Raw genomic sequence first — 22,444 nt, forward strand, 5'->3', positions numbered from 1 at the left:
ACAGTTTAGCCGCTACTCGTAGCGCAGGGCCTCTATCGGGTCGAGCGTTGAGGCTTTCCATGCCGGATAGATCCCGAAGACGAGGCCGATAGCGAGTGAGACGGAGAATCCAATCGCCGCCCAGAGCGGCGACATGGTTGCAGGCAGCGCCGAAATGATAAGGCGGATAAGAAGCGTAATGATGCCGCCCAGGAGTATGCCGACGACGCCTCCGATTGCGCAGAGCGTGGTTGCCTCAACGGTGAACTGCACGAGGATATTTTTCTTCGTCGCGCCGATGGCCTTGCGCACGCCGATCTCGCGGGTTCGTTCCGTGACGGAGACCAGCATGATGTTCATGACGCCGACGCCGCCGACCATCAGGCCCACGCTTGAGACCGCGACCATGAAGATGGCGAGGCCGCCGGTGAGCTGGTTCCAGAGGCGCGAGATGGAGTCAGGTGCGAAGATCTCGAAGTCGTCGGGCTTCCAGACAGGGACCTTGCGATGGCGGCGCAACAGCTCGCGCATCTCGTCTTCCACGAGTGCTCGGTTGCGCGGGTCATCGTACTTCACGCTCAGCCAGTAGTTCTTTTCTTCCGGATGCAAGCGTCGGAAGGTCTGGAGCGGGAAGGTCGCCATGTTGTCTTCCGGATTGCTGCCGCCTCCGAAGACCTGCTTGCGCTTGTCGAAGACTCCGATGACTGTGAAGAGATCGCCTTCGATTTCGACTTCCTTGCCAATGGCGGAATCCTTGCCGAAGAGTTTCTGAGCCGTGTCGTATCCGAGGATGACGACGGCAGCGCGGCGTTCATCTTCGTTGTCGGTAAACATGCGGCCTTCGATCAGGTTCAGGTCGTAGATATCGCGCACGGAGGTCGTGTTGCCCTGCAGCAGAACTCCCTGCGCTTTCTTGCTGCCGTACTTCACGCCGATCACACCCACCTGGAAGTTCACATCCTGGTGTCGCAGCGAAGCGTCTGCTGCGACGACGTGGGGAAGCGTTTTCATCTCCATCGCGTCTTCAAGCGTCATCTTCTTGCGTGCGAGCATCTCCGCGGTGGGGCGCTGGCCGATGATGGGCATGTGGAAGACCCAGAGCACATTAGAACCGAGTGAATCGACCCACTGCTGCACATTGTTGTTCAGGCCGCTGATGATGGAGGAGATGGTGATGACGGTGGTGACGCCGATCACGATGCCGAGGATGGTCAGGCCGGAGCGCAGCTTGTTCGCGCGCACGGTCTCGAGCGCCATGCGGACGGATTCGCCTGTGCTTCCGAATTTCATGCCTTAGCTCCTATAGCTCCGAACGCAACGCGACGATGGGGTCGAGCCGCGCAGCCTGCCGCGCGGGATAGACGCCGAAGAAGACTCCAATGCCTCCGGAGACGATGATGGCGACCAGCACCGACCAGAGCGCGATGTCCGACGGAAAACCGATGAGCACTGTCACCAGCTTGGCGACGCCCGCACCGGCAAGAATGCCGATAAAGCCGCCAAGCAGGGACATGGCTCCCGCCTCGATGACGAACTGCAGCAGGATGTCCTGGTAGCGCGCGCCCAGTGCTTTGCGGACGCCGATCTCACGCGTGCGTTCGGTCACCGACACCAGCATGATGTTCATGATGACGATGCCGCCGACGACCAGTGAGATCGAGGCGATACCGATCACGACAAAGAGGAAGGTCGAGCTGATGCTCTTCCAGAGGCCTACGAAGGTCTGATTCGTGGAGACCTCAAAGCTGTCTTCCGCGCCGAGAGCATCGTGGCGGCGCGAGCGCATCAGCGCGCGGACTTCATCTGTCGCGAGATCGAGTTGCGGTCCGACTGCTCCCGCCTTTACGTAGATGGTCAGGCTTTGGTTGTAACCGTAGGTGTGTTGAAAGGCTTCGAGCGGTACGGATACGTAATTGTCCTGGCTCTGGCCAAGGGTTTCCCCTTGCCGCTCGCCTACACCGATCACGGTGTAGGGAACACCGTCGACGCGGATTTCCTGGCCGATGGGGTTCTGGTTCGGCAGGAGCTTGTCGACGATGTCGTAGCCGATGATGGCCACGCGCGTCGCGTATTGATCGTCGGCGGGAATAAAGCTTCGGCCCTGCACCACGTTGAGGTTGGAGATCTGCGGCATGTTCCATGTCCAGCCGCGAATGTCGGTGTTGTCGCTGGAGTGGTTCTGGTGGGCGACCTTACCGGTCGCGTTTAGCAATGCGCCGGTGCTCACACAGCTTTTGCAGAGCTTATCCACCGACTGAAAATCATCGTAGGTGATCTTCTTGCGCTTCTGGAACTTCTGCCACTCCTCGTAGCTGAAGATGACCGGCGATTCCTTGCTGATGGTGAAGACGTCCGCGCCGTATCCGTAGACCTTGGTGGCGACGTATTTATTGACGCCGTTCGTAAGCGTAATGACCGCGATGACCGACGACACGCCAATGACCACCCCGATGAGCGTAAGGATGGAGCGGAGCTTGTTCGCCCAGAGTGATTGCAGCGCGATTTTGAAGGCTTCCCGGTATCCCATCGTGGTCGTTTACCAGTACGAACGAGTTTAGCAGCGAGACCTCCTGACAGGAGCGTACGCATCCTGTCGAGAAGTGGTTCCAGCGGCGAGAACGCAGCTTTCTAGTGCTGTGCAGGCGTGCTGGACTGCGCGAGTGCGTAAGCCACCACCGCCATGACCGCTGCGTTTTCGTCCAGGTGCTTCGGGTCGACCTTATCGAAGGTGTCGGCTGCGGTGTGGTGATAGTTGAAGTAGAAGCGGCTGTCCTGTGTGGGGGTGAAGGCAGGAACATTTTTCAGCGAGGAAATATCTTCGCCTGCTTCTTCGGCTGGCGTGAGGGTGCTTGCGCCGATCGGATCGAGCACTTCCGCGACAGGCTTGAGGTAGTCCGCGAGCTTGGAGCTACCGACGTAAGTTATTCCATCGGGATGATCCGCTCCGAGGTCAGACTCGAGCGCGCCTACGTGGTTAGACATGTCGGCAGCGTGATCCTTCGCGTAAGTCTCCGCGCCCTCGCCGCCCTGCTCTTCGTCCATCCAGGCGATGAAACGGATCGTTCGCTTAGGATGGATGCCCAGCTTCTGCATCAGGTGAATTGTCTGCATTGAGACGACGATGCCAGCGCCGTCATCGATCGCTCCGGTACCCAGGTCCCATGAATCGAGGTGTCCGGAGACAACGACTACCTGCTCAGGATGCTCCGAGCCTTTCCAGTCGGCTATCACGTTGTAGCTGGTGACCGGCGGCAACGTTTGCGGGGTAAGCGTGAGGCGCATGGTTACCGGCCCCTGCTTTGCCAGGTTGGCGATCAGGTCGGCATCCTCCGCGGTTACAGCAGCGGCAGGAACTTTGGTATCTCCTTCGGCGTAAACGGTGGCCCCGGTATGAGGCAGACGATAGTCGGCGTCACCTACGGAACGGACCAGTACGGCTGAAGCTCCGAGTGCCGCTGCAACGGATGGTCCGAGTGCGCGATAAGCCACGGCGTGCCCATAGGCAGCCAGTCCATTGCCTTGCGCGGCCAGTTGCTTGTCGAATCGCTCATTCAGCAGCAGGATTTTCCCCTTGGCCGCGCCTGCAGGCAAAGCATGTGCTTCCGCGAAGGAGTTGGCAACGATTACAGGAGCAGTGAGGCCATCGGCGGGCGTCGCGACACTGCCGCCGAGCGCGGTCAGTACGATTTTCTGCTTCGTTCCTGCTGCCTGCCCCGGCCATGTCGTCAGAGAAGCCGTCTCTTCGCCCCGAACCCAGTGTGGAACCGTCGTCTTCTCAAGCTGCACCTCGGCTCCGAGGGCGCGCATTTCTGAAGCGACGTACTCAACGGCAGCCTGTGCCTGTGGTGAGCCGGAGAGGCGCGGGCCGATGTTGTCGGTCAGGTGCCGCAGCTCGGTGAGAGCGTAATCGTCGCTCATGGCGGCGTCGCGAATCTTCGCCATGTTGGCGAGGTCGGTGTCGCTCCACGCGCCGTTGCCGGCCATGGTGAGGCGGGCGAGCCTTTGCCGCATGGATGGCTGCTGGGTCTGTGTCTGGGTCTGGTTCTGGGCTGCGAGGGTCAATCCGCAGAGAAACAAGGCTGCAATCGGAACGGAAAATCTGCTGGTTGCCATGGGCGATACCCTACCACGATCAAAGGGCCTGCGAGGCAGGTCTTTGAGGGGATGGGGCAGTTTCGGAAATGAGAAGGTCCCGGCGTTCCGTTCGGAACGCCGGGACCACGATTTGCAAACAGGCCTGTAAGCCGAATTCTGTCGAGGACGGCCATTCCTCTAGGCGTTGCGTCGCCGCAACGCTCCAGCAACCTACCCGGAGGTTTCCGCCGCGCCGGGGCTTGCGTCCCATTGCGTAGCCCACGTTGGCGCACCGGGCCGGCACGCATCAGCAGCCGATTGGGCCGGGCTGCTGCATTTCCTCCCTATTTGGTCTTGCTCCGTGTGGGGTTTACCCTGCCCCCGACGTTACCGCCGGAGCGGTGCGCTCTTACCGCACCTTTTCACCCTTACCTGGCGCTCTTGCGAACGCCGGGCGGTATCTTCTCTGTGGCACTGGCCGTATCGCGGCCTTGACGCCGCGACCCCGGACGTTATCCGGCACACTGCCCTGCGGAGTTCGGACTTTCCTCTCCCGGATCGGCTTGCGCCTCTCCGGCAGCGGCCGCCCAGCCTGCCTGCTCTTTCATCATATCCGAGTCACTCCATCGAATTTCGGAGACGAAGCAACCTCAAGCACTTCAACGGCATAAAACCCTCTGGACTCTGGATGAGAGGCTGGTCGATGAAACAACTCACGAAATGGCTGACTGGCGCGACCCTGCTGTGTACGTTGAGCGCTAACTTTGCCCCGGTTGCATTTGCCCAGTATCGGGATAACAACTTCTATCGAGGCGCTCGCGATCGGCATGTCTATGACGATCGCTACGATCGTCATCATCACGACCGCGGTGGTATTGGACCGGGTAAAGGCGCCGCAATCGGAGCAGCCGGAGGCGCAGCACTCGGTGCGATCTTCGGCGGAGGTCTGAAAGGCGCTCTGATCGGCGGGGCCGCTGGCGCCGGCGTTGGCGCAATCGCAGGAAAAGTTCACCAGGACAATCGTGATCGCGACTACCGTGACCGGTACGACCGTTACGGTCGCCCCTACTAAACTACGCGCTTGAAAGCGAGACATTGCATATGAGGATGAGAAGAGCATTCGCAACACTGGCGCTGGCCGGTGCGATCAGTGGGGGATGTGTCTATGCTGCGGCCATTCCACGGCCGGCGCAGAGCACGGCTACCGATTCAGCTTCCCCCATGCCAACGGATCAGTTGGTAACGAAGACGGTTCATGAAGCATGGGTAGCAAGCGGCCGGAACGAAGACAAGTTCTTCGACATGGTGCAGCAGCTGGCGAACCTGAGTGCGCAGAACCGCGGCATTACCCTTCCGAACACCCAGGAAGCCGGCGCAAAGTTCGGTGCGTGGATCAAAAAGGAAGCTCGCAAGGATCCGGACCAGCTGCTGTATGCCGTGGTGGACCGTGCCGTGCGTTATGTCGGCAAAACCCAGAATGCCGGAACGGCAGGCAGTACGGATTCCAAGCAGTAAGCTCTGCCGCGTTATCTGTTCGGAAAGGCATAGTAACCGGAGCGGGCGACGATGTGCGCTCCGGTTATATTGCTTTGCAAGCGCAGGCGATGGAACGAGCTGTCTGCTTTAAAGTTCGTCGGCTTGTAGACCAGGAAATACTGGTCTTTCTGCTCTGCTTCGATCGTCTGCAGGTCTTTCCATATATCTTCGCGGCGGGCGTGGTTGAAGAGCCGGCCCCCGGTTTGCTGGCTGAGAGACACCAGCGCCTGGTGACCTTCAGAACTATGCCCGCTTTCGAACGCGTAGATGGACACATGCTTCCGCTGGCACATGTCAACTGCTTCGCTCAGGTAGACGTGGCTTGCATCGTCTTCTCCATCGCTGAAGACCACGATGAAATTTCCTGCCGTCTCTGACTGTGCCGCCTGGAACTGGTCGCGGCAGGTGATATACAGCGAGTCAAAGATTGCGGTAAGAGGATCGAAGCGGCTTTCGCGCGGTCCGATAGATGCTGCCCCCGTGGTGATCGACGCCGGTTGGTCTGTCCAGTTTTGCACGGTGAGGGGCTCGGTATCGAACTGCGTAACGAACGCCTTGTCTACACCCTGGGCCAGGATGCGTGAAGCGTAGAGCTGAACGACGGAGCGGTAAAACCAGACATCTTTCAGTACCGACGCGCTGATGTCGAAGAGAAAGCCGGCTCGTATGGGAAGATCTTCGAGTGGCTTGAGCAGAACGATATTTTGCTGAAGGCTGTCGTTGTCGAAGAGCTGGAGATCGCGGATCTGAAGCTGGGTCAGCGGCCTGTTATCGCGGTCGGCAGCGTGAAAGCGCAGTGAAATCTCGTCGGACGAGACGCGGATGGTGTAGGGCTGGTCCTGAACCTGTCCACGACCAGCTCTGCATGCGAGTGCGCAGAGGCATAGCACCGCAAGGCGCCGCGTAGGCCTCCGATTGCTGCAGGGTAGTCTCATCAAGTTGTTCCGTCCAATGTTCGACGTGTGCAAGCTCAAAGGAGTATCTTCGCAGCTTCCTTTTCTGAATTTTTATCGCAGGGAAAAATCGCCGGCCTAGATTGAGCGTATGACCGCGCTCGATCGCAGAAGCTTTCTCCGTCTTTCCGGTGCAGCAGGCCTGGCAGCCGCGATGCCTGCCTCGTCGTTTGCACTTCCTTCGTCTGAGGACTTCACCTTTCTCTTTCTGACGGACACACACCTGCAGCCGGAGCTCGATGCTGCGAAGGGTTGTGGACAGTGCTTTGCGAAGGCGCGCAATATCAAAGCCGATTTTGCTATCCAGGGCGGAGACCATGTCTTCGATTCGCTGGCTGTAAGCAAGGATCGCGCGACCAGCCTGTTCGATCTCTATGGGAAGACCGAGCAGGACCTCGGTATGAAGTTGTATCACACGGTCGGTAATCACGATTGCTTCGGCGTGTACCCTGCGAGCGGGGTTTCTCCCGCAGATCCGCTGTACGGCAAGAAGATGTTTGAAGAGCGTTTCGGCAGGACCTATTACTCTTTCGAACACAAGGGTGTTCACTTCATCGTGCTGGACTCGATCGGGTTTACCGAAGACCGCGCTTATGAGGGGCGGGTGGATGCCGATCAGCTTGCCTGGCTAAAGGCGGATCTAGCTGCGGTTGCTCCATCGCAGCCGGTGATCGTGTCGGTTCACATACCCTTGGTTACAGCGTTCGATTCCTATGTTCCTGTTCCGGAGAAGCCGCCGGCACATCATGGCATGAGTGTCGCCAATGCCTACGAGGTGATCGCGCTCTTCGAAGGGCATAATGTCCTCGGAGTGCTGCAAGGGCACACGCACATCAACGAGCGCGTGGAGTGGCATGGCGTGCCGTATATCACCAGCGGAGCCGTATGCGGCAACTGGTGGCATGGTGTTCGTATGGGCACGCCGGAAGGCTATACCGTGGTGCGGGTCGAAAGCGGAAAGCTTTCGACCCACTATGAAACATACGGGTTTAAGAGTGTCGACCCGCAGAACACGTAGTTATTGGTTCCGCAGGGCCTGCGTGGGATCGGTGCGCGTGGCGCGCCATGCGGGAACCACGCAGGCGCAGACGGAAGCCAGCAACAATGTAACCGATACGGTTACATACACGGCAGGGTCCAGCGGATGGGTCCCGTAAAGCGAGGAGCGGATCCACTGCGTTACCGCGAAGCTGCCGGCAATGCCAACGCCCAGTCCGATGAAGGCCGGGCGAAGCCCGTCGAACAACATCAGCCGCAGTACCTGTTCGCGGCGTGCGCCCAGCGCCATGCGGATGCCGATTTCGGATGTACGTTGTGTGACCAGATAGGCCAGCACCCCGTAGAGACCGACCGCAGCAAGCAGCAGTGAAAGTGCCGCGAAAACAAGCACAAGGATCGCACTGAAGCTTGAGTTTGCCGTAGACTCGCCGACAATCTCGTCCACGGTGAGAACGTCCTTCAGCGGCAGGTCCGGATCGAGTTCGGCAATTGCTTTCTGAACGGGGATAGCGAGCGCTGCCACATCGGACCTGGAGCGTACGACGAGAATAGCGTCATTGGTGTGGCTGGGAATGCCCGAAAGAATGGGAAACCACATGGCCGGCCGAACGGGCTCGCCTACGTCATAAGGAGTGTCCCTGATGACCCCGATAATCTCGTAGTTTTCCCCTTCCTCCGCGCGCCAGGGAACCTTCACGTGCTTGCCGATGGGATCTTCGTTAGGGAAAAATTTCTTCACGAAGCTTTGATTCACAACCAGGTACTGATCGCGGTTCAACCGCTCCTGTTCTTCGAACGTGCGGCCTTCGAGCAGCGGTATCTGCATGGCCTGGAAATAGCCGGGATCGGCTGTGCGCACCAGCGCGAGTTCGTGCTGCCCCGCAGGCAGTGGGGGATGCTCTGGAAACTCGACGCTCTTATCTCCCCACAAGCCACCGCCAGGCACCACGTTGGTAAGGCCCGCGGCTTCGACGCCGGGCAGGTGACGCACGCGTTCGAGCAGACGCGTGTGGAAGCCGATGAGCTGTTCCGGCTGCGCGTACTTTTCTCCGCGCAGGAAGTAGTGCATGGTCAACACGTTCTCTCTCGCGCAACCGAGATCGGTCGAACGCAATAGCAGAAAGCTCTTGAACAGCAGGCCTGCGCAGACAAGCAGAATGACAGTGAGAGCGATTTCCGCTGTAAGCATGGTCTTGCGCAGCCGCGCCTTGGCCGTGCTGCCGGCAACGCTGCGCGAGCTGTCCTGCAATGCAGCGAGCGAATCTTTTCCGGTTGTCGAGATCGCGGGCAGAAGACCCGAAAGAATCGCAACCGCGAACGTCACGCCAAGTGCAAAGAATAAGACAGTCCAGTCAGGATGAATCGCCGTGGCGCGTGGCATGCCGGTCCATCGCGTCGTGAGCCAATGAGTGGCTCCGGTTGCAAGCAGCACGCCGAGTGCGCCACCGGCTAATGAGATGAGCAGGCTCTCTGTTAGTTGCTCGCGGCAAAGCCGGAGACGGCTGCTGCCAAGTGCGGTGCGGATCGCAATCTCCTTGCGTCGCGCCGCCGCACGGGCAACGAGCAGGTTCGACAGGTTCAGGCACGCAATGAGCAGCAGGCAGCCCACAGCGGCCATGAGCACGTGCAGGGGAGTCTCCACGTTGCCGACCACCGCCTTGATCATCGGCTCGGAACCGATAGCCGGTTCTACAGGCCCGCCGCCATTGAAGCGCAGAAAAAGCTGATGCTGCACGGCATTGAGAGGCTCAAGGGCGCGTTCTGCTGAGACGCCGGGCTTCAGCCGCGCTACAACGCGGGCGACATGCGCATAGTGGCTTGCCAGGACGTCAGGCGTATTGGACTGCGCGAAGGGAACCCAGACCTGGACCTTCGGACTAGGATAGTCGATCCACGGCGGCAGAACCCCGACGACAGTCTGCTGCTTCGTGTTCAGCTTGACAGTCGTGCCGAGGATTGCAGGATCGGCATGGAAGCGCCGCTTGAACAGGCTCCAGGAAAGTATCGTTACGGGAGCAGCGCCATTGAGGTCATCTCCAGCATTGAAGCTGCGGCCGAGGGCGGGTTGAACACCCAGCGTTGTAAAGAAGTTTGACGAGACAGCCGCGGCATTGAGGAACTCCGGCAGCTCGCCGGAGTTGCCGGAGATATTAAAGCCGGCCCAGCGCCACATCGCCATCTGCTCGAATCCAGATGAAGCGGATTGCCAGTCTCGAAAATCGCCTGGTGCGACAACGTTCTGCGAGGCCGGATCCGACGGATCGTCAAGGCTGTAGAGGGTGACGAGCCGCTGCGGATCGGGATAAGGCAGAGGCCGCAGCAGCACCGAGCGGACGATGGTGAAGAGTGCGATATTCGCACCGATGCCGATGGCGATAATGAGCACCGCCGCAACCGTGAAGCCCGGGTTTTTGAGCAGGGTGCGCACGCCGTAAACGACATCTCGCCACAGGGATTCGACCGAGGGAAGGCTGCGGCGCTCGCTGTATGCATTGCGTGTCTGCTCGATGCCGCCGAGGCGAATCAGGGCCTGCCGGCGTGCTTCTTCAGCGCTCAGGCCGGCGCGCATACCGTCTTCGATATGCATCGCCAGGTGAGCATCGAGCTCGGCGGAAATATCGTCACTGTTCTTGTTACGAAATGTTCCAAGGAAGCGCAGGAAGAAGGCGCGGAGTGCTCGCATCGTCACGCCTCCTGCTTCGAGGTAAGAAAGCGGGCGAGGATGGCGGTCGTCTGCTCCCAGCTTTCGGTTTCCTTGTGGACCTGCTTGCGGCCCGCTCGCGTGAGGCTGTAGAACTTCGCCTTGCGGTTGTTCTCGGACAGGCCCCAGCTTGAAACGACGTAACCCTCCTGCTCAAGCTTGAGCAATGCAGGATAGAGCGTTCCGTAGTTGAGAGAGAGGGCGTCTCCGCTGGTCTGCTCGATGCGACGCGCAATGCCGTAGCCATGCTGCTCGCCCATGGATTCGAGTGTCTTCAGAATCATCAGCGCCAGCGTGCCCTGCCAAACGTCGGTCTTGGTTCCCATGGTGCTCCTATTGGATTGCCATAGGTATGGTGACACTTTCTCTATGGGAATGCAATAGGAAAAGGGAAGCCGTTTTCACGGCTTCCCTTTTGTACTGGTCGCGGGGCTTAGCTGATGGTGCGTTTTGCGAGATCCACGGTAACGACATCGTTTGGCGTCTTGGTCGTGCTGCCGTCCGATTCGGGGTGAAACTCAATACGCAACGTGGTGTCGTTGACGACGACGCGCAGGTATCCATAGTCGGAGTCGTCATAGCTTTCGAGGGTGAGCGTGTCGTCAATCTTGTACGGTGTGCGATAAGTGCCTCTCATCTGTGAGAGGGGCGAGTGTCCGCCGCATCCGGCAACCAGGTACGGGATCTGGGAGCTGTTCACGGTGCGGGTGAAGCGCTGATAGTTGTGCGAGTGACCGGAGAAGACGGCGTGCGGCCAGACTCCCGCAGCAGTGCAGCAGCTGTCGATATCGGCCAGCATGTCAGGGCTGCCGCCGTGTACCGATCCGCCGGTGTAAGGCGGGTGATGGACGGCGATGATGACCGCGCCGCTGTAGTTCTCGCTCTTGACGCGCTTGAGGGCAGTGGTAAGGAAGTCGATCTGACGGTTGTCCAGGACGGTATTGTTGCCGTTTTCGCCGGAGATGACGCCAGGGTCTTCAAGCACGTTGCTGTAAAGTCCGAGGATCCGCACAAAGGGCGCGTCGAATGTAAAGTAGACGCCGGGCGCAATCATCGCCGTGCGTACGAGCCCGCCGGCATCGGGGGAGACTACCGGGGTTGCCGAGCAGAAGTTGCGAAGAAAGGCGTCGAGGCTCGGGACTGGGTCGCTCGCATAAACGACGCCGTCGTGGTTGCCCGGAATCGCGACGATCGGTGCGGCGTAAGAACGGTATGGGTCGTAGAACTGGTCGTAGTAGTAAGCCGCTTCGCCGAAGTAGTAGACGACATCGCCGAGATGAAAGAGGAACGAGGGCACGTCGGCGGCGTTTTCTTCGTCAAAGTCCGAGACCATCTTGTCGGCGACGAGCGACTGCGTGCTCGGCCCTTCGACGCTGCCGGTATCTCCAACGGAGTGGAAGACGATCTGCCCTGCGCTCTCAATGGCCTTCGTCTTTGCGTCGCCCTGGTCGCCGAGTACCTGCGCGAGCGTGAGGATCGGTTCGACTGCGTTGCCGGCAGGCTCTGGCACAGACTCAAGCTTGTCGACTTCCTTTTCCTTCTGATCGGTGACGGGTGTCTTAAATCCAGTTGGGTCGGGAGTGGGTTGCGGCTGCGCAAAGACCGGCTGTGTCGAGGAGGCGTCACCACCGGCGGGTTTCTTGGGGTGCTTGGGATGCTGAGGAGGAGTGTTCTTAGTCATCATCGTTTGCTCCTGTATCTATGTTGGTTCGAAGCATAGACCCGTCAGGCTGATGTCCGATGAATAACTCCTTCGCAGTGGAAAGGTGCGAGTGCTAAGAAATTTATCCGTATATTGACGAAGCTGCTTGCCAGCCGCGCGAAAATCCGTAGATTTATGACAATGATGTGAATGGCGCTGCCTTGCGATGCGGATTGGGTCATCGGGGAAGCGCCGGGCCAATCGGTTGGAGGGATGATGATTCCTGAGGAACATGCACTTCGCCAGCTTTTTCACCAGACGGTCTCCGTCTGCTATGCGGAACACCTGGGCATCCACGACGCGGAGGTAACTTCGTATATCGCCGACCTGCTAACTGAGTTCTGTGAAACAAAGAATCTCTACAGGATCCGCGATGCGGATGGGAAGCCGCTCAGGGAAATGACCGAGATGCTGGTCGCGGCGGATCCGGTCAACGGCAACGCACCTTCCTTCGATGCCGAGCGGCGGATCCGGAAACACATTGGTGACTACGCGCTGTTTTCAGCGGGGATGTATCCGGAGGCGGTCGAGCGCTCGCGCTTTGCGGGTGACGCCGGGCTGCTGCAGATGGTCAAGACCGGCAAGGAAAGCTACTACATCGTCTCGCAGTTCAACCTGTTTGAGTACCAGAGCGAAGCGCCCTTTTTTGCGAGGCTTTCGGATGAGTTCGAAGGCCATATGTATGGCCTGACTAAAGTAAGGAGCGAGCTGGGCCGTATGGGAGCGCCATCGCACCTGATGTAAGAAGAAGATCGATTCAAGAGAAAGACCGCCGGGGAGGACTTCCGGCGGTCTTTCTTATATCTGAAGCGGACTGTTTTACAGGATGTACTTCGAAAGATCCTGATCCTTCACGATATTGGCTACCATCTGGCGAACGTATTCAGGATCAATGGTGACGACTTTTTCCGTTCCCTTTTCCGTCTGACGTTCGCTGACCGGTAGCGGCACGGTCGCGCCGAAGTCGCTGGCCGCGGCCAGTTGCAGGCCATCGCCCTGTGGCTGTGCCTTGGTCAGGTCGGGAGCGAGGAAGCTGATCTCGTCGAGTACGCGCTCCATGATGGTGTGCAGGCGGCGCGCTCCGATGTTTTCGGTCGTCTCGTTCACGCGGAAGGCGAACTGCGCCATCTCTTCGAGAGATTCGCGGGTGAACTCGAGCTTCAGCCCTTCGGTTTCGAGCAGTGCAATCGATTGCCGTGTGAGTGACGACTTCGGTTCGGTCAGGATGCGGACGAAGTCCTCAACCGTCAGCGACTGCAGTTCCACCCGGATCGGGAAACGGCCCTGCAGTTCAGGAATCAGGTCGCTTGGCTTCGAGACGTGGAAAGCTCCGGCGGCGATGAAGAGAATGAAGTCCGTGCTCACCATGCCGTAGCGGGTGTTCACGGTCGTGCCCTCTACGATGGGCAGGATGTCGCGCTGCACGCCTTCGCGGGAGACGTCAGGACCGTGTCCGCCTTCGCGTCCGGCGATCTTGTCGATCTCGTCGAGGAAGACGATGCCTGAGTTTTCGACGCGTTCGACGGCGAGCCGCGTTACCTGGTCCATGTCGATCAGGCGGCCTTCTTCTTCGGTCACGAGATACTCGAAGGCGTCGGCGACCTTCATCTTGCGCTTCTTGGTGCGCTGGCCGAAGAGGTTGGGCAGGATGTCTTTAAGGTTGATGTCCATCTCCTCGACACCCTGGTTGGAGATGACCTCGAACGACGGAGCATTGCGGTCGCGAACGTCGATTTCGACAGTCCGGTCGTCGAGCTTGCCTTCGCGGAACTGCTGGCGCAGCTTCTCGCGCGTGCGGTGGTGCGAGTCCTCTGAAGGCGAAGGCACGTCGATGGTTTTTTCTTCAACTATCTGCGGGCCAGCCGCTGCGGGAGTGGGCATCGCAATCGGTGGCGGGGGCAACAGCAGGTCGAGCAGGCGTTCTTCGGCGTTCAGCTCGGCCTTGTCTTCCACCTCTTCGAGCTTCTCTTCGCGCACCATGTCGATGGCGATCTCGACCAGGTCGCGGACCATCGATTCGACGTCGCGGCCGACGTAACCGACCTCGGTGAACTTCGAAGCCTCGACCTTGAGGAAGGGCGAGTTGGTCAGCTTTGCCAGGCGGCGGGCGATCTCGGTCTTGCCGACGCCGGTGGGCCCGATCATGATGATGTTCTTCGGCATGATCTCTTCGGCGATGTCGGGAGGCAGCTTCTGGCGCCGCTGGCGGTTACGGAGCGCGATCGCTACGGCGCGCTTGGCGTCTTTCTGGCCGACGACATACTTGTCGAGTTCGGCAACGATTTCGCGGGGAGTCAGCTCCTCGAGCGCGAGTTCCTGGTCTTCGGCGGTTCCGGGTAAATAGATAGCCATCCAGCCTTACTCCTTCATACCTGGCTAGGCGTGCAGCTCTTCGATTGTGATCTGGTCGTTGGTGTAGATACAGATGTCTCCGGCAATGCGCAGCGACTTTTCGGCAATGTCACGGGCGCCAAGCTCGGTGTTCTGCATCAGCGCGCGTGCCGCGGCCATCGCGTACGAGCCGCCGCTTCCGATGGCGACGATGCCTTCGTCGGGCTCGATCACGTCACCGGACCCGCCGATCAGAAAGCTCTGGTGCGGATCGGAGACCACGAGCAGGGCTTCGAGGTTGCGCAGCATCTTGTCCGTGCGCCAGTCCTTGGCCAGCTCCACGGCGGCGCGGCTCAGGTTGCCGGCATACTGCTCCAGCTTGCTCTCGAAGCGGCCGAAGAGCGAGAAGGCGTCGGCTGTCGAGCCTGCGAAGCCGGCCAGCACCTTGTCCTGGTAGAGGCGGCGGATCTTTTTGGCCGTGTGCTTGATGACGGCATCGCCCATGGTGACCTGCCCATCGGCGGCCATGACCACGGAATTGTTACGGCGGACACAGATGACGGTCGTCGAGCGGATGCGCGGTGCGCGGGAATTGTCTGCGGAGACGAAATTGCCGCCGGACACGGCGGCTGCGGAGGTTTCGTGCTTCAACATGCGTCTTTTAAGTATAACGCAGCGGTTTTGGCCGGAAATGCGTCCAAGTGAGGGAGTCGTGGATTGGTTCCGGGGACGGAAAGAGCGGCTTTTCGCCATGCCATTGAAATCGCGATCAAACTCATTTCTTCGTAACCCAAGCTGCGGTATCCTGCAATTACTCGGCCAAGGTGACTCCCAATGAACGCTCTTTCACTGCGCGACCCACAGGTTCTAGGAGTTCTGGCTGCTGCCGGAATCTGCGTGGGCGGAATTGTCGCCGTCATGGCTTTGCGCAAGCGCCCCTCCGAACAGGAGCTCGAGAAACTGCGCCGGGAGGAGCTGGTGCGCACTGGCCGCATAATCGATGGCACGGTCATCGATATCTCCGATCTGAATGAGGAAGAAAGCGGCCGTCCCAACGGCATGCGGCTGATTCTCTACAAATACGACATCGCTGGCGTGACCTACGAGTGCTCGCAGGATGTAACTGACCTCGATGTGAATATCTACGAGGCCCGGCTGGGCTTTCCCTGTTCGGTGCGCTACGACTCGCACCGTCCGGTGAACAGCATCGTGGTTGCCGAGACCTGGACGGGCCTTCGGCAGACCGCGAACTCCATCCCGATCCGCCGTGCGCCACGCAAGCCGCGTGTGACGCTACCTTACGCGGGCAACCGGTTTTAGATCACTTCCCATGCATGTTCACGCAGCCCCGACCGGCAAGATGCAGAATGCGCTGCGCATTTCGCTCGGCGTAACGCTGGCGTATGTGCTGGTGACCCTGTTCGCCGGAATGCGGGCTCATTCGCTGGCGCTGATCTCTGAAGCGGGACACAATGCTTCGGATGCACTGGCGCTCCTGCTGTCTTTTGTCGCGGTTCATTTCCAGACACGGCCGGCGAACGATCGAAAAACCTTCGGATACCAGCGAGCCGGGGTGCTGGCGGCGTTTCTGAATGCGCTGACGCTGGTGGCCATCAGCATCTGGATCGGTGTCGAAGCCATCGGCCGCTTTGCCGCGCCGGTGTCTGTTCAGCCGCGTGTGATGATGATTGTTGCCGCTGTCGGTGTGGTTATGAACGGCTGCATTGCGGCGCTGCTGTCGCGCTCCGGTGACGATGTGAACATGCGCGCCGTCTTCATCCACATGTTGGGAGACACGCTCTCGACGGCCGCCGTCATCGCGGGCGGCGCGGCGATCTTCTTCACCGGCATGAGCTGGATCGACCCGGCACTTTCTCTCTGCATCGCTGCGCTGATCCTGTGGTCGTCGTTCGGCATCGTGAAGGAGACGCTGAACATCCTGCTAGAAGGCACGCCGCGCGGGTTGTCGCTCGAGCAGATCCGGGTCGAACTCGAAACGATCGAAGGCGTAGAAGATGTTCACGATCTGCACGTCTGGAGTCTCGGTTCGCAGACCCACGCGCTGGCGACACATATTCGAATCGCGGATATTCTGCCGTCAGAGAGCGCGCGGATTCTCGATGCAATCAACGGGCGGCTGCGTGACCGCTTCCACATTCACCACACGACAATCCAGTTCGAGCATGTGGGTTGCGAAGTGGAGCATGGCTGCGTAATGGCAGTGGAAGAGCTTTCCGCGCATGGGCACCACCATCATGGGCCGGGGCACCATCACCACTAGGTTTGCCTGCGTTCGGAATGACAACCAAGGGGCGCAGCACTATTCAGTTTCCGCAGGCTTATCTGGCTGGCTCTCGTAAATCTCTTCCACTCGCGCGAGGGTGTCGATTTCTTCCACCGGCTTGTCGTCGCGAATCCTCAGGATGCGCGGGAAGCGCAGGGCGAAGCCGCTGTCATGACGGTCGGAGCGCATGACGTTGTTGAAGGCGACTTCGAGCACCTTGAGCGGCTCGACGGTGCGAAAGTGTCCGTATTCCTCGATGGTGTGATCCTTGAAATACTCCGTCAGCTCGGCAATCTCGGCATCGGTCAGGCCGGAGTAGGCTTTGCCGACATTTCTTAGCTTGTCTCCGTCGCGCACCGCGAAGGTGTAATCGCTGAGTACTCCTGCTCGCCTGCCGTGACCGAACTCCGCCCTGGTGACCACGACATCGAGTGTGGCCAGTTCGCGCTTCAGCTTGAGCCATGCCATGCCGCGTCGCCCCGGCTGGTAAAGGCTGTCGATGGACTTGAGCATCACGCCCTCGTTGCCCCGCTCGCGGGCTTCGGTATAGGCGTTGTCGAGCTGTTCGGCGGTTTCGAGGCGCGTCGCGGGCGCGAGCATCAGGCGCGGCAGTGTGGTGCTCGCCTGTGGCGCGAAAAGATCAGATTGCCCACGGGCACTGAGTTGCGCTGTACCGGCGGCATGCCGGTCGAGGAAGGCTATGAGGATTTCCCGGCGCTCGTGAAGGGGCAGTTCCAGCAGCAGCTCGCCATTGCGGGCGAGGATATCGAAGGCCATGAAGACGACCGGAAGCTGTTCCCGCATCTCGCGCGAGACGATTTTGCGTCCGATGCGTTGTTGCAGGGCGGAAAAGGGCTGGGCGCGGCCAGGATCGTCGTCGTCGCGTAGCGGTGTCCAGGCCAGCACTTCGCCGTCGAGGATGACAGGCTCGTCGATAGCGGCGCAAGCCTCTACCAGTTCGGGAAAGGTTTCGCTCATCTCCTCGCGGCTGCGCGAAAAGAGCTCCACACGGCCAGGCTGGGTAGCGTCGCCCATGTGCAGCTGGGCCCGAACGCCGTCGTACTTGTCCTCGATCTGTGCGTAGCTCAGGACTTTGCCTTTAACCGGTTCGGGCTCGGCGATGCCTTCGGTCTGTTCCTCGCGGATCTCTGCCGCGAAGCGTGCCATGGCCTCTTCGACGCTCGCGACCGGGCTGGCCAGCATGAGCCCCAGCGGATGAAAAAGCCTCATGCGTGCCTGATCAAGCGTTCCGGAGGCAGCCATGGAGACGACCTCGGGCAGGTTCCCCTGCAACATGGTGGCGTGGCGTACCGCTGCGGGTTCGGCGGACCAGGCGGAGGCGATGGCTTCTTCCACCAGAGCCTGCTTCACGCCGGTTCGCATGTCTCCGGCAATGAGTTTGAGCAGATATTTAGCTTCGATTGGCGTTGCTTTTTGCAGCAGACCGGTCAGTAGCGGGAGCTTTGCTCCCGGTCCTCGCGCGGCGGCGATGGCAGCCAGATCCTGCTCGACCTCCGCCAGGGTTAGAGTTGCGGCGTGATCGTGGCTGGCCAGCAGCTCAGACGCTGCCGAGCCGATATCTCCGTGGCGCCGGTAGGCCGCGGTGAGCGCCGAGGGCTTGGCTCCGCTGACGGATTGCAACACCTTTGAGAGCAGTGCGCCGCCCACGTTGAGAGCCCGGCGGTCTGTTTCTGGAAAGGGTGTCCCGGAGAGATAGAGCGCGGCCCTGCCAGCGTCGTCTACAGGCAGTTTCTGCAGGAATACGGTGATGAGGGCGCGCTTTTCAAGCTTCTTCGTGGTGGCGGCAAGGGCCTCGCAAAGCTCGGCAAATGGGAAAAAGCTACTCATTCCGTGTACCCGTTGGATGCTGCGCCTGAGTCTTTTTTGCTTCTATGCCATCTAAAACAGCAGTAAACTACGAGAGATGCAGTTCCTGCTCAATCACGGCACACTCCTTTAGCGGCTCCCGCCGCGTGTTGCCTTTTTCAAGATTCAAAAGCAGAAATCCGCCTTTCCGAGATAAATCCTATGTTTGACCGCCTGGAACAGATAGCAACCCGTTATGAAGACCTCGGCCAGCAATTAGCCGATCCTGAAACCATCTCCGACCAGCAGAAATACCAGAAGATCGCCAAGCAGCACCGCGACCTTGCGGATATTGTCGACAAGTTCCGCGAGTACAAGTCGATTACGACCGGCATCGCCGACGCAAAAGCTATGCTGGCCGAGTCGGACGAAGACCTGCGCGCCATGGCCGAGGAAGAGCTGGGGCAGCTCGAAGAGCGCCTGCCTGGCGTGGAAGAAGAGCTCAAGGTCATGCTGCTGCCCAAGGATCCGAACGACGAGAAGAACGTCGTCATCGAAGTCCGCGCCGGCACTGGCGGCGACGAAGCCTCGCTGTTTGTGGCCGAGGTCTTCCGCATGTACTCGCGTTTCGCCGAACAGCACCGCTGGAAGGTCGAAATCCTGTCCAGCTCCGAGTCTTCGGTAGGTGGCCTGAAGGAAATTTTCTTCATCATCGAGGGAGACAAGGTCTACTCGCAGATGAAGTACGAGAGCGGCGTGCACCGCGTGCAGCGCGTTCCGGCGACGGAAACGCAGGGCCGCGTTCATACCTCTGCGATTACGGTTGCGGTTCTGCCGGAAGCTGAAGAAGTCGACGTAAAGATCGAGCAGAAGGACCTGCGCATCGACACCTTCTGCTCCTCGGGGCCTGGCGGGCAGTCCGTGAATACGACCTATTCGGCTATTCGCATCACCCATCTGCCGACCAACACCGTCGTAAGCTGCCAGGACGAAAAGTCGCAGATCAAGAATCGCGAAAAGGCGATGCGTGTTCTGCGTGCGCGCCTCTATGAAGTGGAGATGGAGCGCCAGCACGAGGCACAGGCCAAGGAGCGCAAGCAGCAGGTAGGCTCCGGAGACCGTAGCGAGAAGATCCGTACCTATAACTTCCCGCAGAATCGCCTTACCGATCACCGCATCGGCCTGACGAATCATCAGCTGGCTGAAGTGATGGAAGGTAAGCTGCAGCCGACGATCGATGCGCTGATTGCGTTCTACAACAGCGAGCGGCTGAAGGCGGAATCAGAAACCGCGGCCGCGTAAGCATGGCTGAATCGCAAACTGTTCGCGCGGCGCTCCTCTTCGGCGCCGCGCAACTGTCTGATCTACCCAATCCACGCCTCGACGCGGAGCTGCTGCTGCGCCATGTTCTACAGCAGGATCGCGCATGGCTGTTGACTCATCCTGAAGTTGAGCTGTCTGCTGCCCAGTCTGCCGCTTACGAAGCAGCCATCGCGCGGCGGATACGCCACGAGCCAATCCAGTACATCCGCGGGACACAGGAGTTCTACGGGCTCGATTTCCTGGTGGGACCGGGTGTGCTCATTCCGCGCCCGGAGACCGAGCACCTGGTCGAAGCTGCGCTGGAGCGGCTACCGAAGCGGTCGCCTCTCAGTATCGTGGACGTCGGCACCGGCTCAGGAATCCTCGCCGTGACATTTGCGAAGCAGTTGCCGGATGCACGTGTTGTCGCCGTTGACCTGTCAGTGGACGCGCTCAGCATTGCCCGCGAGAATGCTCGTCGTCACGATGTCGAAGACCGCATCCGCTTCATCGAATCGGATCTGCTGGCTGCTCTGCCGGGAGAGATCTTCGACGCTGTTGTTTCGAATCCGCCTTACATTCCGGACACGGAAGTTCTCGAACCGCAGGTGCGGAATTACGAGCCGGAACAGGCACTCTTTGCCGGGGCTGACGGCCTCGATATTTATCGGCGTCTGATTCCCGAAGCGCATGCGGCACTTCGCCCCAAAGGCTGGCTGCTTATGGAGTTCGGCCATGGTCAGCGCGACCGGCTGGCAGCGCTCTTGTCCGGCTGGCATGAGTTGGTGTTCGTAGACGATCTCCAGGGAATTCCGCGCGTTGCCTGTGCCCGGCGCTAGACAGATCAAATTTTATTGACGACTCCTCCGGAACAGGGTTCAATGGCTCCCGCGCAGGCAGGCCTCTGCCCTTGCGTCTTTAGCTCGCAGGTCACCCCTAACCGCTTCTTGAGGAGCTCCGATGCTCAATCCACGTTTTGTCCGTCTCGCTTCACTGGCGGCTGCGTTCGTCGCGCTTGCCATTCCAGTTTTCGGCCAGTCACAGCAATCCCTCTATCCACAACTCAGCAAAGGCACGTCGCTTGAAGCAACGGCCGATCCGCTGATCGCCCGGCCTCATACAAAGCACTGCGAAGTCACCCTGCTCAACAACCAGGCCTTCGCCGACTTCAACAATCACACCTTCAGCTATACGCCGCCGGCAGATTGCAAGGGGCCCTGGTCCAAGGTCATCCTCACGGCAGATTTCTCGATCCAGGCAGGCGTGCAGTTTGACCGCACCGGGCAGCTCTTCTTCGGCGGCGTGAACATTTACTTCGGCACTACAGCGGAGCCGTTGCAGAGCCAGACCGATACCTGGCACGTTGAGCGCGATCTCACGGACTACAGCTCGCTCTTCAAGTCAGCCGAGAGCGGCTATGCGATCCTCGGCAACATTGTCGGCACCGATGGCTTGACCTCGACTATCTTCGGAACCTTCAAACTTGAGTTCTATCAGCCGGACTTTGCTAATCCCGCGCCTCGCACGGCGGACATGGTGCTGCCATTGCCGACAACCGGCACTGCGACTCTGAACGCCACCACTCCGACCCTTAGCCAGAGCGTGACACTGCCCACGAATGTTGAGAACGCCTATCTCGATGTCACTGCGCAGAGCCAGAACGCTGAGGAGCAATGGTTCTTCTGCCTGCCCAACGACGTAGCTTCGGCTGTAGGCGATTGCGGCAACACGGCTTTTCGACAGGTAGATATCAGTATCGACGGCAAGCCGGCTGGCGTTGCCCCGGTCTATCCATGGATCTACACCGGCGGCGTCGATCCTGGCCTCTGGATTCCGATTCCCGGCGTGCAGACGCTCAACCTCAAGCCCTATCGCGTGGACCTGAGCCCATTTGCCGGTGTGCTCAGCGATGGCCAGTCACACACCGTCGATGTGACGGTCTTCAACGCTTTTGAATACTTCTCCACGCTGGCAAACCTGCTCGTGTATGAGGATCACGGCACGAAGAAGATAACCGGCGCGATCACGGAGGACACCCTCACCACTCCCTCACCGCAGACTGTCAGCAACGTGGCATTCGATTCGAGCGGAAATGGTGGAGGAACGGCAACCATTACCAATGCGCAGAGATACACCATCGCCGGATACATCAACACATCGCATGGTCGCGTCAATACTCAGGTGGACGGCGACGTGAACTTCAAAACGTCGCAGACTGTGACCTCGACGGCGACGACTTTCGGTCAGACGGTTGTGCAGACCTCGACGGTGGATCAGAAGACGACGACTCGTGAAGGCTTGCTCTACACAACGAAAGAGAACAGCGTTTCGTATCCCATCAACATCGGTTTCCTCGAAACAGTCGAAACCAACGGGGATATCGGACAGACGAGCACGGTCGAGCAAGGGTACCAGAGCGGCGAGGCCCAGACGTTCGAAGGCTTCCCGGTCTTCAAATCCAGCACCAGCAACCAGGTCACGTCAAAGGACAACGCGACCTTTGTCAAATCGCCAACAGGCTACTCGCTTGGCCCAAACAGCGGGCAGGCCAGCAGCCAGACCTATACGTATAAAGACACACTCGGCAATTGCTACGACCGCAAGATCACCGCTGCCGATAATGTGCTGAAGACGGTTACAGATGGAGAGGGATGCTCGCGCCACTGGTAGGCTCGCTGTGATTTTGCCATTCCGAACAAGGTGAGGAATCTGCTTCTTTTCGCCGCTTGCAACGCAAAGGTGCAGATTCCTCACTTCGTTCGGGATGACAACTTGAC

Annotated in this window: 19 protein-coding genes and 1 other RNA gene; 9 read left to right on the forward strand and 11 right to left on the reverse strand. The window is 59.5% G+C overall.

The features are described 5' to 3' along the window. Window positions 1-12: 12 nt before the first annotated feature. The 4 genes from LJD29_RS09545 to rnpB form a co-directional block, all read right to left on the reverse strand. On the reverse strand, window positions 13-1,269 hold the full coding sequence (locus LJD29_RS09545; protein WP_446745531.1) for an ABC transporter permease: 1,257 nt from the start codon (window positions 1,267-1,269) through the stop codon (window positions 13-15). Window positions 1,270-1,279: 10 nt separating this feature from the next. Next, on the reverse strand, window positions 1,280-2,506 hold the full coding sequence (locus LJD29_RS09550) for an ABC transporter permease (RefSeq protein WP_446745532.1): 1,227 nt from the start codon (window positions 2,504-2,506) through the stop codon (window positions 1,280-1,282). Window positions 2,507-2,607: 101 nt separating this feature from the next. After that, window positions 2,608-4,092, reverse strand: a complete 1,485-nt coding sequence (locus LJD29_RS09555) for a M20/M25/M40 family metallo-hydrolase (RefSeq protein WP_446745533.1) — start codon at window positions 4,090-4,092, stop codon at window positions 2,608-2,610. Between the two features lie 111 nt (window positions 4,093-4,203). Continuing rightward, an RNA gene (gene rnpB, locus LJD29_RS09560) (RNase P RNA component class A) lies at window positions 4,204-4,652 on the reverse strand. 104 nt (window positions 4,653-4,756) lie between these two features. Here rnpB and LJD29_RS09565 point away from each other — a divergent pair. Continuing rightward, entirely contained in the window at window positions 4,757-5,125 is a 369-nt protein-coding gene (locus LJD29_RS09565) for a hypothetical protein (RefSeq protein ID WP_446745534.1), read from the forward strand. Window positions 5,126-5,160: 35 nt separating this feature from the next. Then, complete coding sequence (locus LJD29_RS09570) at window positions 5,161-5,568, forward strand: hypothetical protein (RefSeq protein WP_446745535.1); 408 nt, start codon at window positions 5,161-5,163, stop codon at window positions 5,566-5,568. Between the two features lie 11 nt (window positions 5,569-5,579). Here LJD29_RS09570 and LJD29_RS09575 read toward each other — a convergent pair whose 3' ends face one another. Continuing rightward, window positions 5,580-6,524 (reverse strand): VWA domain-containing protein, encoded by a 945-nt coding sequence (locus LJD29_RS09575; protein ID WP_446745536.1) that lies wholly within the window; start codon window positions 6,522-6,524, stop codon window positions 5,580-5,582. A 109-nt stretch (window positions 6,525-6,633) separates the two neighbouring features. Here LJD29_RS09575 and LJD29_RS09580 point away from each other — a divergent pair, with 109 nt between their 5' ends. Continuing rightward, the gene (locus LJD29_RS09580) at window positions 6,634-7,560 is read left to right on the forward strand and encodes a metallophosphoesterase family protein (RefSeq protein WP_446745537.1); all 927 of its coding nucleotides are present in this window, start codon (window positions 6,634-6,636) and stop codon (window positions 7,558-7,560) included. On the opposite strand, the gene LJD29_RS09585 is transcribed toward LJD29_RS09580, so the two are convergent. The 3 genes from LJD29_RS09585 to LJD29_RS09595 form a co-directional block, all read right to left on the reverse strand. Continuing rightward, a complete protein-coding gene (locus LJD29_RS09585; RefSeq protein WP_446745538.1) occupies window positions 7,561-10,224 on the reverse strand; it encodes an ABC transporter permease in 2,664 nt (887 codons plus the stop codon). Between the two features lie 2 nt (window positions 10,225-10,226). After that, entirely contained in the window at window positions 10,227-10,568 is a 342-nt protein-coding gene (locus LJD29_RS09590; RefSeq protein WP_446745539.1) for a PadR family transcriptional regulator, read from the reverse strand. A 107-nt stretch (window positions 10,569-10,675) separates the two neighbouring features. Continuing rightward, window positions 10,676-11,926, reverse strand: a complete 1,251-nt coding sequence (locus LJD29_RS09595) for a metallophosphoesterase family protein (protein WP_446745540.1) — start codon at window positions 11,924-11,926, stop codon at window positions 10,676-10,678. 231 nt (window positions 11,927-12,157) lie between these two features. Between LJD29_RS09595 and LJD29_RS09600 the strand changes: the two genes are divergently transcribed. Further along, on the forward strand, window positions 12,158-12,688 hold the full coding sequence (locus LJD29_RS09600; RefSeq protein ID WP_446745541.1) for a hypothetical protein: 531 nt from the start codon (window positions 12,158-12,160) through the stop codon (window positions 12,686-12,688). A gap of 75 nt (window positions 12,689-12,763) precedes the next feature. Here the strand turns inward: LJD29_RS09600 and hslU are convergent, their stop codons facing one another. Both hslU and hslV read right to left on the reverse strand, forming a co-directional pair. Further along, window positions 12,764-14,296, reverse strand: a complete 1,533-nt coding sequence (gene hslU, locus LJD29_RS09605; protein ID WP_446745542.1) for an ATP-dependent protease ATPase subunit HslU — start codon at window positions 14,294-14,296, stop codon at window positions 12,764-12,766. A gap of 24 nt (window positions 14,297-14,320) precedes the next feature. Continuing rightward, window positions 14,321-14,929, reverse strand: a complete 609-nt coding sequence (gene hslV / locus LJD29_RS09610) for an ATP-dependent protease subunit HslV (protein WP_446745543.1) — start codon at window positions 14,927-14,929, stop codon at window positions 14,321-14,323. Window positions 14,930-15,109: 180 nt separating this feature from the next. On the opposite strand from hslV, the gene LJD29_RS09615 reads away from it, so the two are divergent. Both LJD29_RS09615 and LJD29_RS09620 read left to right on the forward strand, forming a co-directional pair. Continuing rightward, window positions 15,110-15,595, forward strand: coding sequence for a hypothetical protein (locus tag LJD29_RS09615; protein WP_446745544.1), 486 nt, complete (start codon window positions 15,110-15,112; stop codon window positions 15,593-15,595). Window positions 15,596-15,605: 10 nt separating this feature from the next. Continuing rightward, the gene (locus LJD29_RS09620; RefSeq protein ID WP_446745545.1) at window positions 15,606-16,556 is read left to right on the forward strand and encodes a cation diffusion facilitator family transporter; all 951 of its coding nucleotides are present in this window, start codon (window positions 15,606-15,608) and stop codon (window positions 16,554-16,556) included. Window positions 16,557-16,595: 39 nt separating this feature from the next. On the opposite strand, the gene LJD29_RS09625 is transcribed toward LJD29_RS09620, so the two are convergent. Beyond that, window positions 16,596-18,407 carry an ATP-dependent DNA ligase gene (locus LJD29_RS09625; RefSeq protein WP_446745546.1) on the reverse strand — a complete coding sequence of 604 codons (1,812 nt, stop codon included), beginning with the start codon at window positions 18,405-18,407 and terminating at the stop codon, window positions 16,596-16,598. Window positions 18,408-18,587: 180 nt separating this feature from the next. On the opposite strand from LJD29_RS09625, the gene prfA reads away from it, so the two are divergent. The 3 genes from prfA (at window position 18,588) to LJD29_RS09640 (ending at window position 22,337) form a co-directional block, all read left to right on the forward strand. Next, a complete protein-coding gene (prfA, locus tag LJD29_RS09630) occupies window positions 18,588-19,667 on the forward strand; it encodes a peptide chain release factor 1 (protein WP_446745547.1) in 1,080 nt (359 codons plus the stop codon). A 2-nt stretch (window positions 19,668-19,669) separates the two neighbouring features. Next, window positions 19,670-20,506, forward strand: a complete 837-nt coding sequence (prmC, locus tag LJD29_RS09635) for a peptide chain release factor N(5)-glutamine methyltransferase (protein WP_446745548.1) — start codon at window positions 19,670-19,672, stop codon at window positions 20,504-20,506. Between the two features lie 121 nt (window positions 20,507-20,627). Beyond that, window positions 20,628-22,337 (forward strand): peptide-N4-asparagine amidase, encoded by a 1,710-nt coding sequence (locus LJD29_RS09640; RefSeq protein WP_446745549.1) that lies wholly within the window; start codon window positions 20,628-20,630, stop codon window positions 22,335-22,337. Window positions 22,338-22,444: the final 107 nt, after the last annotated feature.

Origin of the sequence: Silvibacterium acidisoli (assembly GCA_022870745.1) — a bacterium.
Lineage (GTDB): Bacteria > Acidobacteriota > Terriglobia > Terriglobales > Acidobacteriaceae > Silvibacterium.

Bases quoted from the DNA above. Each gene is read 5' to 3' on its own strand.
- LJD29_RS09545 (WP_446745531.1), bottom strand. From the start codon at position 1,269: ATGAAATTCGGAAGCACAGGCGAATCCGTCCGCATGGCGCTCGAGACC.
- LJD29_RS09550 (WP_446745532.1), bottom strand. From the start codon at position 2,506: ATGGGATACCGGGAAGCCTTCAAAATCGCGCTGCAATCACTCTGGGCG.
- LJD29_RS09555 (WP_446745533.1), bottom strand. From the start codon at position 4,092: ATGGCAACCAGCAGATTTTCCGTTCCGATTGCAGCCTTGTTTCTCTGC.
- LJD29_RS09565 (WP_446745534.1), top strand. From the start codon at position 4,757: ATGAAACAACTCACGAAATGGCTGACTGGCGCGACCCTGCTGTGTACG.
- LJD29_RS09570 (WP_446745535.1), top strand. From the start codon at position 5,161: ATGAGAAGAGCATTCGCAACACTGGCGCTGGCCGGTGCGATCAGTGGG.
- LJD29_RS09575 (WP_446745536.1), bottom strand. From the start codon at position 6,524: ATGAGACTACCCTGCAGCAATCGGAGGCCTACGCGGCGCCTTGCGGTG.
- LJD29_RS09580 (WP_446745537.1), top strand. From the start codon at position 6,634: ATGACCGCGCTCGATCGCAGAAGCTTTCTCCGTCTTTCCGGTGCAGCA.
- LJD29_RS09585 (WP_446745538.1), bottom strand. From the start codon at position 10,224: ATGCGAGCACTCCGCGCCTTCTTCCTGCGCTTCCTTGGAACATTTCGT.
- LJD29_RS09590 (WP_446745539.1), bottom strand. From the start codon at position 10,568: ATGGGAACCAAGACCGACGTTTGGCAGGGCACGCTGGCGCTGATGATT.
- LJD29_RS09595 (WP_446745540.1), bottom strand. From the start codon at position 11,926: ATGATGACTAAGAACACTCCTCCTCAGCATCCCAAGCACCCCAAGAAA.
- LJD29_RS09600 (WP_446745541.1), top strand. From the start codon at position 12,158: ATGATGATTCCTGAGGAACATGCACTTCGCCAGCTTTTTCACCAGACG.
- hslU (WP_446745542.1), bottom strand. From the start codon at position 14,296: ATGGCTATCTATTTACCCGGAACCGCCGAAGACCAGGAACTCGCGCTC.
- hslV (WP_446745543.1), bottom strand. From the start codon at position 14,929: ATGTTGAAGCACGAAACCTCCGCAGCCGCCGTGTCCGGCGGCAATTTC.
- LJD29_RS09615 (WP_446745544.1), top strand. From the start codon at position 15,110: ATGAACGCTCTTTCACTGCGCGACCCACAGGTTCTAGGAGTTCTGGCT.
- LJD29_RS09620 (WP_446745545.1), top strand. From the start codon at position 15,606: ATGCATGTTCACGCAGCCCCGACCGGCAAGATGCAGAATGCGCTGCGC.
- LJD29_RS09625 (WP_446745546.1), bottom strand. From the start codon at position 18,407: ATGAGTAGCTTTTTCCCATTTGCCGAGCTTTGCGAGGCCCTTGCCGCC.
- prfA (WP_446745547.1), top strand. From the start codon at position 18,588: ATGTTTGACCGCCTGGAACAGATAGCAACCCGTTATGAAGACCTCGGC.
- prmC (WP_446745548.1), top strand. From the start codon at position 19,670: ATGGCTGAATCGCAAACTGTTCGCGCGGCGCTCCTCTTCGGCGCCGCG.
- LJD29_RS09640 (WP_446745549.1), top strand. From the start codon at position 20,628: ATGCTCAATCCACGTTTTGTCCGTCTCGCTTCACTGGCGGCTGCGTTC.